The sequence below is a fragment of the Flavobacterium xanthum genome (assembly GCF_900142695.1).
GTDB lineage: Bacteria > Bacteroidota > Bacteroidia > Flavobacteriales > Flavobacteriaceae > Flavobacterium > Flavobacterium xanthum.
In genome coordinates this window covers 67,493-75,788 of sequence record NZ_FRBU01000020.1, presented here as the reverse complement: position 1 = coordinate 75,788, position 8,296 = coordinate 67,493, and the positions used below count along the sequence as shown (strand labels likewise).

Sequence of the window (8,296 nt, the reverse complement as noted above, 5' to 3'; positions counted from 1 at the left end):
CTCTTCTTGTTCTTGACATAATTCTGCTAATTTAAGGTTTTTAATCCTATCTTAAATTCACACAAAAAGTTGTACGTTTTTTGGGGAGCAGCATATTATTGCTTGTGATTCAAAAAGCGAAGTTGCAAATTCTTTTTCCTTTTGTGAAACATAAATTCTAGGGAAAGTGTCTAATTTAATATCGAGATGCAGAGGATCTAGTAAGGACAAACGCTGCTCGATGATCAAACCTAAATTTGTACTTGATGTTTTTTTTCTTTTGACAGTATCGGTGTAAAGGAAGTCTCTTCCTTTTTTCCAATAGGAAATTTTTTGTTTTGCACCCGAAAATAGTACTACCAGCCAGCTTTCTAACTTGGAATAAGCATCGATAACGATATCATATTTTTCGGCACGAATGGATTGTAATAATTTAAAATATTCCCATTTGCTTATTTGATGCTTTTTTTCAAAAAGCACTAAATTATCAAAACTAGAATTGCCTTCTACAACGGCTCTTGTAGATTCATATACCATATAGTCTATTTGAGCATTTGGATACGCTTTGCGCAAATTATCGCATAATAGGGAGCTTACTAAAACATCTCCAATCATCTTTTGCTGAATTACAAGTATTTTCATTTGACGTGAAGTTAGAAAAATTATACTTTTGTTTTCAAGTAATTCATCGCACGAGGACTAATCCATGTTTGGTTTTGCAACACATTGAAATAATAAACAGTTAGGTTTTTAAGCATTAAAGGGTTCACTTTTAACTTTGGTATAAAAAATAGAAACACACTTATAAGGGACAATAATGTTTTCTCAATCAGTACCCCTATAAGCAATGCACTATGTAAATATAGTTGAATTGCTGGTGGAAATTGATTGCTAATATAAACATGTTTCGAAATGATTACTTCTGTTTTTGTGAGTGCTTTTGTCTTAACATTTAATCGGGAAGCACCACCATGTTGATGGAATATCGTTGCTTTTTTAGTGACAGCTACTTTTCCTCCGGAATCAGAAACTTTTTTGCAAAGGTCTACATCCTCAAAATACAGCCAGTAATCTTCATTCCAGCCTTTTATTTTGTCAAACCAGTTTCTACTTATGAACACCACGGCTCCTGTTACCCAATCTGGGTAAAACAAATCCGTTGCAGTGTTGAAACGTTTTTCCAGTTTTGTTTTATTCCACTTTCTGAAAAACGATCGTGAAATACCAAAAAAGCGACCCAAAGCCGGAAATAAATTATTCTGTTTGTAAAAAACATTATTTTCATTTATTTGCAAACAAGATAGAATTCCAATTTCAGGATGTGAAATAGCAGTTTGCAAAAGAACCTCTAAAGCTTCAAGAGTGAGTTTTGTGTCTGGATTCAAAAAAAGGAAATGGTTTCCCTGAGCCATACTTGCACCAAAGTTACAGCCATTAGAGAAACCATTATTACCAGAATTTTCTATAAATGTAAAACCAGAATACTTTTGTTTAAAAACAGAGAATTGCCCATCATTAGAAAAATTATCAACAATTATAACTTCAAAAGATAAAGTGTTAGAATTGATGGCCTCAATAGAGACTAAACAGTCATCTAAGGCTTTCCAACCGCGGTAATTAACTATAATTATTGAAATATCCAATAGGTGTTTTTTATAAGTTTTTTTAAGGAAAAGCGGATTAAACGGCTACGTTATATTCGCGCAATGCATCATTCAAAGAGGTTTTTAAATCAGTTGATGCTTTTCTTTGTCCGATGATCAAAGCACATGGAACTTGAAAATCTCCTGCTGGAAATGATTTAGTGTAACTGCCCGGAATTACTACTGAGCGCGCTGGAACAAAACCTTTCATTTCAACTGGAGTTGCACCAGTAACATCAATAATTTTTGTAGACGCAGTCAAACATACGTTTGCACCGAGAACCGCTTCTTTACCCACATGAACTCCTTCAACAACAATACAACGAGAACCTATAAAAGCACCATCTTCAATAATAACGGGAGCTGCTTGCAACGGTTCTAGAACACCACCAATTCCTACGCCACCGCTTAAGTGAACATGCTTGCCTATTTGTGCGCAACTTCCTACTGTTGCCCATGTGTCCACCATAGTTCCTTCGTCAACATAAGCACCTATGTTTACATAACTTGGCATCAAAATTACACCACTTGATATGTATGCTCCATAACGCGCGACTGCATTGGGAACTACGCGAATTCCTTTTTCGGCAAAGTCTTTTTTTAATAACATTTTGTCGTGATATTCAAAAATACCAGAATGTAACGTTTCCATTTTTTGAATAGGAAAATACATGACAACCGCTTTCTTTACCCATTCGTTTACTTGCCATCCCTGAGCTACTGGTTCAGCCACACGTAATTTTCCAGTGTCAAGTAATTCAATAACTTCTCTGATAGCATCAGTTGTTGTCGTTTCTTGTAACAAAGCACGGTTTTCCCATGCTTGTTCTATAATCGGTTGTAATGGATTCATGTCTAAAAATTTTTATCCAAAGATAGGATTTTTAACTAAAAGCAAAAAAGCAAAATGAGTTGAAAATGTTACAGATTTAACTTCTTGTTTGATTGTCTTTATACAAGAAGTAAGTTTAGATTTTACTTTGTAAAAATTTATATCTTTGTATAGTAAACGAAAGTATCATGGAAACAATTATATTAGAATTTCAACCAAGAATAAAAGCTAAAATTTTAGAGTTATTGAGTTCGTTTTCATCTGATGAATTAAAAATTGTTCAGGAAGATCCTAATTTCGATGAGAACAAGGAAAAACTAGATATTGCATATGCTAAACTCAAAAGCGGAAATGAAAAATTGTATACAGTTGAAGAAGCTGATGCAATTTTAGACAAAATATTTTCTGAATATGATAGTTAATATCTCAAATGAATTTTTAAAACTATTGACAGATCAGGTTCGTTACATTTATAAGGATAAGCCTAGAGCAGCTTTGAAATTCAGAAAAGATTTACTTAAAAATATTAAAAAAGATTTAAAACACCCCTTTCATTACAAAAAGTCAATTTATTTTGATAGTGAAAATATAAGAGATTACGTTTTCAAGGGCTATACTTGTGTTTATGAAATTAATGTACTACAAAACACCATTTTTGTTTTCGGATTTATCAAATATAAAGATTCACTTTAGGTTTTATAAATCATCATTTTTACCTTTGATAAAAAATATAGATAAATGCCAAGAATTCTATCCATAGATTACGGACAAAAGCGAACCGGAATAGCTGTTACGGATGAAATGCAAATCATAGCTTCTGGATTAACAACGATTCCATCTGTAACTGCAATTGCTTTTTTGAAAGATTATTTCTCCAAAGAAAAAGTTGAAGCGGTACTTATTGGGGAGCCTAAACAAATGAATGGAGAACCTTCAGAAAGTGCTTCCATCATTAAGGGTTTTGTAACCCATTTCACTAACCATTTTCCGGATATGAAAGTGATACGGGTAGATGAACGATTTACTTCAAAAATGGCTTTTCAATCTATGATAGATAGCGGACTAAAAAAGAAACAAAGACAAAATAAAGCACTTATCGACGAAATTTCAGCAACGATAATGCTACAAGACTATTTAACCCGAAAAAGGATTTAAAACAGCGAATAAATACTTTGTTTTCTGCTAAAACTGTTTGATAAATGTAACTTTTTAGTCTAATTTTATGCTTTTTTTAGGAATTATATAATTTATCTTTGCACTATAAAACCATGTTATGTCTGATACAACCATACGTACAAATAGTGAAGTAGTTCTTATAGGTGCCGGAATTATGAGCGCCACCTTAGGCTTAATCTTAAAAGAATTACAACCAGATCTAAAAATTGAAATTTACGAAAGATTAGATATTGCTGCTGCCGAAAGTTCTGATGCTTGGAACAATGCAGGAACAGGTCACTCTGCTTTTTGTGAGCTTAATTATACTCCTGAAAGTGCTGATGGCAGTATTGATCCTAAAAAAGCAATTAGTATTGCAGAATCTTTTGAGATTTCTCGACAGTTTTGGGCTTATTTAGTGAAGCAAAATAAAGTTCCATCTCCTGAAAATTTTATTAAAAGTATCCCTCATCTGAGTTTTGTTTGGGGCGAAAAAAATGTAGACTATCTTAAAAAAAGATTTGAAGCTTTACATTCAAATCCAATTTTTAAACAAATGGTTTTTAGTACTGATTTTTCAGAATTAAGCAAATGGATGCCTTTAGTTATGGAAGGCAGAAAAGATTCAGATAAAGTAGCCGCCACTTCGATGGCAATAGGTACCGATGTGAATTTTGGAGAATTAACCCGTAGTATTTTTGGTTATTTGACAAAATTAGAAGGTGTAACCATTCATTTCAACCATGAAGTTCAAAAATTAAAACAACGAGAGGATAAATCTTGGAGAATAAAAATTACTGATTTGGCTTCAGGCCAAAAAAGGAAAGCATACACTAAGTTTGTTTTTATTGGAGCTGGTGGAGGCTCTTTACCTTTATTAGAAAAGGCAGATGTTCCTGAAGGAAAAGGGTATGGTGGTTTTCCAGTAAGTGGACAATGGCTTAAATGTACTAATCCAGAAGTGATCGCAAAACACCAAGCTAAAGTATATGGAAAAGCAAGTGTGGGTGCACCACCAATGTCTGTTCCTCATATTGATTCCCGAATGATAAATGGAGAAAGACAGTTGCTTTTTGGTCCTTTTGCTGGTTTTTCCACTCGATTTTTAAAAAATGGTTCGTATTCGGATTTGCCTTTATCCATAAAAAGTGATAATATTATACCAATGATTGCTGCCGGTATAAAAAATATTCCACTTACAAAATATTTGATTGAGCAAGTGCGTCAGTCTCCTAAAGACAGAATCAATGCTTTGAAAGAATATGTTCCAGGCGCTAAATCAAAAGACTGGGTTTTAGAACGAGCGGGACAACGTGTGCAAGTTATCAAAAAAGATGAAAAAGGAGGTGGGATTCTGGAGTTTGGTACAGAAGTGATTACAACGGCCGATGGATCTTTATCTGTTTTGTTGGGTGCATCTCCCGGTGCATCAACTGCTGTTTCAATTATGGTAGATTTAATTGGAAGGTGTTTTAAGGAGCAATTTGAAACTCCGGAGTGGCAAGAAAAATTAAAAATGATGATTCCTTCTTATGGTCAAAAGTTAAATGATAATCCTATTTTATTAGAAGAAGTTAGAAAAGAAACTGCTGCCGTTTTAAAACTGAATAATTAGAAATTCACACATAAATAAAAGGCGTTGAATGTTAGATTTTATCTACTTTCAGCGCCTTTTTCTTTAATTATTTTTGTCGTTTTGACGATGCTTTGAGATAAATTAATCAACCAAATTAATTGTTCTATTACCAATTGCGCTTCCTGCATTTTCAATTGGAATGCTTCTTCATCAATAGGAAATCCTTCTTTTAGTTCTTTTTCTCGAATGCTCTTTAATTCTGAAAACCGCATCGCTAAATCTTCTTTTGGAAGATTTTCTTGTAGGTTGTGGTTGTCTTTAAGTAATGAAATGGCATTGTCTAGGTTTTTAAGAACAGTATCAACCACTACATTAAACGCTTCAGAAGCGCTTGTGGTTTTATGGGATTGAATGTAAGTGCCTAAAGAAGCTAAAGAGGATAGTAGCGAGTGATTTAAAACTGCTAGTTTATAAACTTGTGGCAATTGTTTTTGTTTGGATTTAGGTTCTTGTACCATTCTTTGAAACGAAGCCATCAAATTCCCAATTTCGATGAATGCATTTTTTCTTGCTAAACGATAGGAAGTAGAAATACTACCTTTTTTATTGTAAAAAATAGAAATTTCTTTTAGATAATCTTGATTCGCTTTGATCGCCTTTTCTAAATAAACAGGTACGTTTAAAAACTCCCAGGAAGGCCATAAGAAATGAGTTGCTAAAAAAGCTAATACAGCTCCTACAACGGTATCTAATATGCGGTACTGCACTAAATCGCCTATGTTTGGTGTGATTATTCCATAAATAAAGACAACATACATGGTTATAAAAGTTGCACTTACCTTATAATTTATTTGAGTAAAAGAGAATCCTAATAGCATACAAATTATGGAAAGAATACTAATGACACTGATATCCTTGACGACAAAAAGTATCCCAAAAGCAATTAATCCTCCAAAAAAAGTTCCAATTATTCGATGTAAAGAACGGGCTTTTGTTAAGCCATAACCGGGTCTCATAATTACAATTATGGTCAATAAAATCCAATATACATTGTGAAACGGTAAAAATTTTCCAATAATAAAACCTACCATCAATGTTATTGTTAACCGCAAGGAATGTCTAAAAATTGTTGATGAAAAACTAAAGTTTTCGGTTAGTGTAATCAACGGATAATACTGAGGTGTTAGAAATTTCTCTAAATCCTTATCAAGGCCTTTCAAATCCTGTGAGTTAAAATTAAGCGTGAAGGCACGTTCTACAATTTTTATTTTCTCTACTTGTTTTTCAGCATATTGTAACATGGTTGTTAACATAAAAACACCTTCAGAGGCAGTATTTTTTTTTAAATCATTTTCATAATCTGCAATGGCAAGTTGCAAGGAATTCAAATCACGCAGCAACGTATTTTTTGAAAGATACTTCGTGTGCTTTTTAACACTTTTGGATAATAGCTTTAAACTTGCTGCCAAATTGTAAGCCAAACGTTGATAGCTTAATAAAACATTTGGATGATCATCAAATTTTTGATGTAATTTATCATGATCGAATGCCGTGGATAAAGCGAGTTCAAGAATTTCAACTAATGAAATAAAAACCAAAAGCATTTTACGATTTTGATTAGAAGAGCCGGAAGTAGTATGACTACTAATGAGAACTTCCCTTATGTTTTGATGAATGGCATTTAGTTCAACCTGAAGATGCAATTGTTTTTCTATTATCGATTTTTTATCAGCATTTACAGTCCACAAATCACCCCGAAGTTTCAAGTATTTAGCAGTTAGTTTTATACAATCAGCAATTTGTAATTCGATATAGCGATGTGGTCTTACGTAATGAAAAATAAGGGAAATTAAAAGGTAAAATAAACTACCGGCAAGAATTAAACCTGAATGCACTACCATTGTCCAGCCTGTGTTGATGCTGGCAAAGGCCAATGACACAGAAATTAAGCAAGAGAAAGAAACCATGGTGGCGCGTTGACCATAAACGGATATCATCGATATCAGGAAAATCAATAAAGCTAAAAAAGGATAGAAAATCCACGATAAAGGATAAACAATATTAACTAGTAGATTAATACCAGATACCAGCAAAGCGGTGACAAGAATACCATTTATTTTGTGTTTTAAACTACTTGGGATATCACTAGGATAAGTAAAAAATGCACCAAGAGCCATGGCGAAACCCATCTCAAATTTACCTAAATAGGAAAATACTACAACAGGAATGACTGCCGCTATAGTAACTTTTATAGCATTGGTAAAATAAGTGCTGTCGGTAAATTTTCGTATTTTGTAAAACATATAATCGTATCGATGCAAAGGTAAGATTTGTATGAATTATACAAAGGATAAACGGATGTCTTTTGCCTTAAATTGTAAATATTAGCTAATTATTAACGGAGGATTATTCATTGTCTATTTTTTTACTATTTTTGCAAACTGAATCAAATGGGAATATATTCCAATTTCAGAAGATAATTTTTAATACAACACGATGATTTTACCAATTATAGGATATGGCGATCCAGTTTTAAGAAAGACAGGAGAAGTTGTTTCAAAGGAACATCAAAATTTGAAAGAAACGATTGCTAACATGTACGACACAATGTATAATGCTTACGGTGTTGGACTTGCTGCGCCACAAGTAGGATTAGCGCTTCGTTTATTTGTAATTGATACCACGCCTTTTAGTGATGATGAAGAATTAGAAGACGCGGAACAAAAAGAACTTAAAGGTTTCAAAAAAACGTTTATCAATGCAAAAATGATAAAAGAGGAAGGCGAAGAATGGAGTTTTAATGAAGGCTGTTTGAGTATTCCCGATGTGCGTGAAGATGTTTCTAGAAATCCAACGATAACAATTGAATATTGTGAAGAGGATTTTGTAATGAAAACCGAAGTTTTTGACGGGTTAATTGCTAGAGTAATCCAACATGAATACGATCATATTGAAGGTATTTTATTTACCGATAAGATATCGTCGCTAAAAAAACGATTGATTCAAAAGAAATTAAAAAATATCTTAGAGGGAAAAACGTTCCAAGATTACCGAATGAAATTTTTTGCCAAAAAAGGAAGATAAAAACACAGTATATAGCTTCTCTTGGTA

General features: G+C 33.1%; 9 protein-coding genes. 5 read left to right on the top strand and 4 right to left on the bottom strand.

What is annotated here, in order from left to right; all coding sequences use genetic code 11:
* Nucleotides 1-57 precede the first annotated feature (57 nt).
* From BUC11_RS09970 to BUC11_RS09960, 3 genes are read right to left on the bottom strand one after another with little or no spacing between them, the layout of a single operon-like run.
* Nucleotides 58-621: a glycosyltransferase family 9 protein gene (locus tag BUC11_RS09970; RefSeq protein ID WP_073353757.1), complete on the bottom strand. Its 564-nt coding sequence runs from the start codon at nucleotides 619-621 to the stop codon at nucleotides 58-60.
* A 20-nt stretch (nucleotides 622-641) separates the two neighbouring features.
* Complete coding sequence (locus tag BUC11_RS09965; RefSeq protein ID WP_073353756.1) at nucleotides 642-1,622, bottom strand: glycosyltransferase family 2 protein; 981 nt, start codon at nucleotides 1,620-1,622, stop codon at nucleotides 642-644.
* 37 nt (nucleotides 1,623-1,659) lie between these two features.
* Nucleotides 1,660-2,475 carry a 2,3,4,5-tetrahydropyridine-2,6-dicarboxylate N-succinyltransferase gene (locus BUC11_RS09960; protein ID WP_073353754.1) on the bottom strand — a complete coding sequence of 272 codons (816 nt, stop codon included), beginning with the start codon at nucleotides 2,473-2,475 and terminating at the stop codon, nucleotides 1,660-1,662.
* 167 nt (nucleotides 2,476-2,642) lie between these two features.
* Between BUC11_RS09960 and BUC11_RS09955 the strand changes: the two genes are divergently transcribed.
* The 4 genes from BUC11_RS09955 (at nucleotide 2,643) to BUC11_RS09940 (ending at nucleotide 5,224) form a co-directional block, all read left to right on the top strand.
* Nucleotides 2,643-2,876: a hypothetical protein gene (locus tag BUC11_RS09955; RefSeq protein ID WP_073021492.1), complete on the top strand. Its 234-nt coding sequence runs from the start codon at nucleotides 2,643-2,645 to the stop codon at nucleotides 2,874-2,876.
* The gene (locus BUC11_RS09950) at nucleotides 2,866-3,147 is read left to right on the top strand and encodes a type II toxin-antitoxin system RelE/ParE family toxin (RefSeq protein ID WP_073353752.1); all 282 of its coding nucleotides are present in this window, start codon (nucleotides 2,866-2,868) and stop codon (nucleotides 3,145-3,147) included. The genes BUC11_RS09955 and BUC11_RS09950 overlap by 11 nt, the downstream gene beginning before the upstream one ends.
* 45 nt (nucleotides 3,148-3,192) lie before the next feature.
* Nucleotides 3,193-3,609 (top strand): Holliday junction resolvase RuvX, encoded by a 417-nt coding sequence (ruvX, locus tag BUC11_RS09945; protein WP_073353750.1) that lies wholly within the window; start codon nucleotides 3,193-3,195, stop codon nucleotides 3,607-3,609.
* A 118-nt stretch (nucleotides 3,610-3,727) separates the two neighbouring features.
* Nucleotides 3,728-5,224, top strand: coding sequence for a malate:quinone oxidoreductase (locus BUC11_RS09940; RefSeq protein WP_073353748.1), 1,497 nt, complete (start codon nucleotides 3,728-3,730; stop codon nucleotides 5,222-5,224).
* A 38-nt stretch (nucleotides 5,225-5,262) separates the two neighbouring features.
* On the opposite strand, the gene BUC11_RS09935 is transcribed toward BUC11_RS09940, so the two are convergent.
* Nucleotides 5,263-7,488: an FUSC family protein gene (locus BUC11_RS09935; protein WP_073353743.1), complete on the bottom strand. Its 2,226-nt coding sequence runs from the start codon at nucleotides 7,486-7,488 to the stop codon at nucleotides 5,263-5,265.
* 193 nt (nucleotides 7,489-7,681) lie between these two features.
* Between BUC11_RS09935 and def the strand changes: the two genes are divergently transcribed.
* Nucleotides 7,682-8,269, top strand: a complete 588-nt coding sequence (gene def, locus BUC11_RS09930) for a peptide deformylase (protein ID WP_073353741.1) — start codon at nucleotides 7,682-7,684, stop codon at nucleotides 8,267-8,269.
* Nucleotides 8,270-8,296: the final 27 nt, after the last annotated feature.

Coding starts and splice junctions, on each gene's coding strand:
- BUC11_RS09970 (WP_073353757.1), bottom strand. CDS start 621: ATGAAAATACTTGTAATTCAGCAAAAGATGATTGGAGATGTTTTAGTA.
- BUC11_RS09960 (WP_073353754.1), bottom strand. CDS start 2,475: ATGAATCCATTACAACCGATTATAGAACAAGCATGGGAAAACCGTGCT.
- BUC11_RS09955 (WP_073021492.1), top strand. CDS start 2,643: ATGGAAACAATTATATTAGAATTTCAACCAAGAATAAAAGCTAAAATT.
- BUC11_RS09950 (WP_073353752.1), top strand. CDS start 2,866: ATGATAGTTAATATCTCAAATGAATTTTTAAAACTATTGACAGATCAG.
- ruvX (WP_073353750.1), top strand. CDS start 3,193: ATGCCAAGAATTCTATCCATAGATTACGGACAAAAGCGAACCGGAATA.
- BUC11_RS09940 (WP_073353748.1), top strand. CDS start 3,728: ATGTCTGATACAACCATACGTACAAATAGTGAAGTAGTTCTTATAGGT.
- BUC11_RS09935 (WP_073353743.1), bottom strand. CDS start 7,488: ATGTTTTACAAAATACGAAAATTTACCGACAGCACTTATTTTACCAAT.
- def (WP_073353741.1), top strand. CDS start 7,682: ATGATTTTACCAATTATAGGATATGGCGATCCAGTTTTAAGAAAGACA.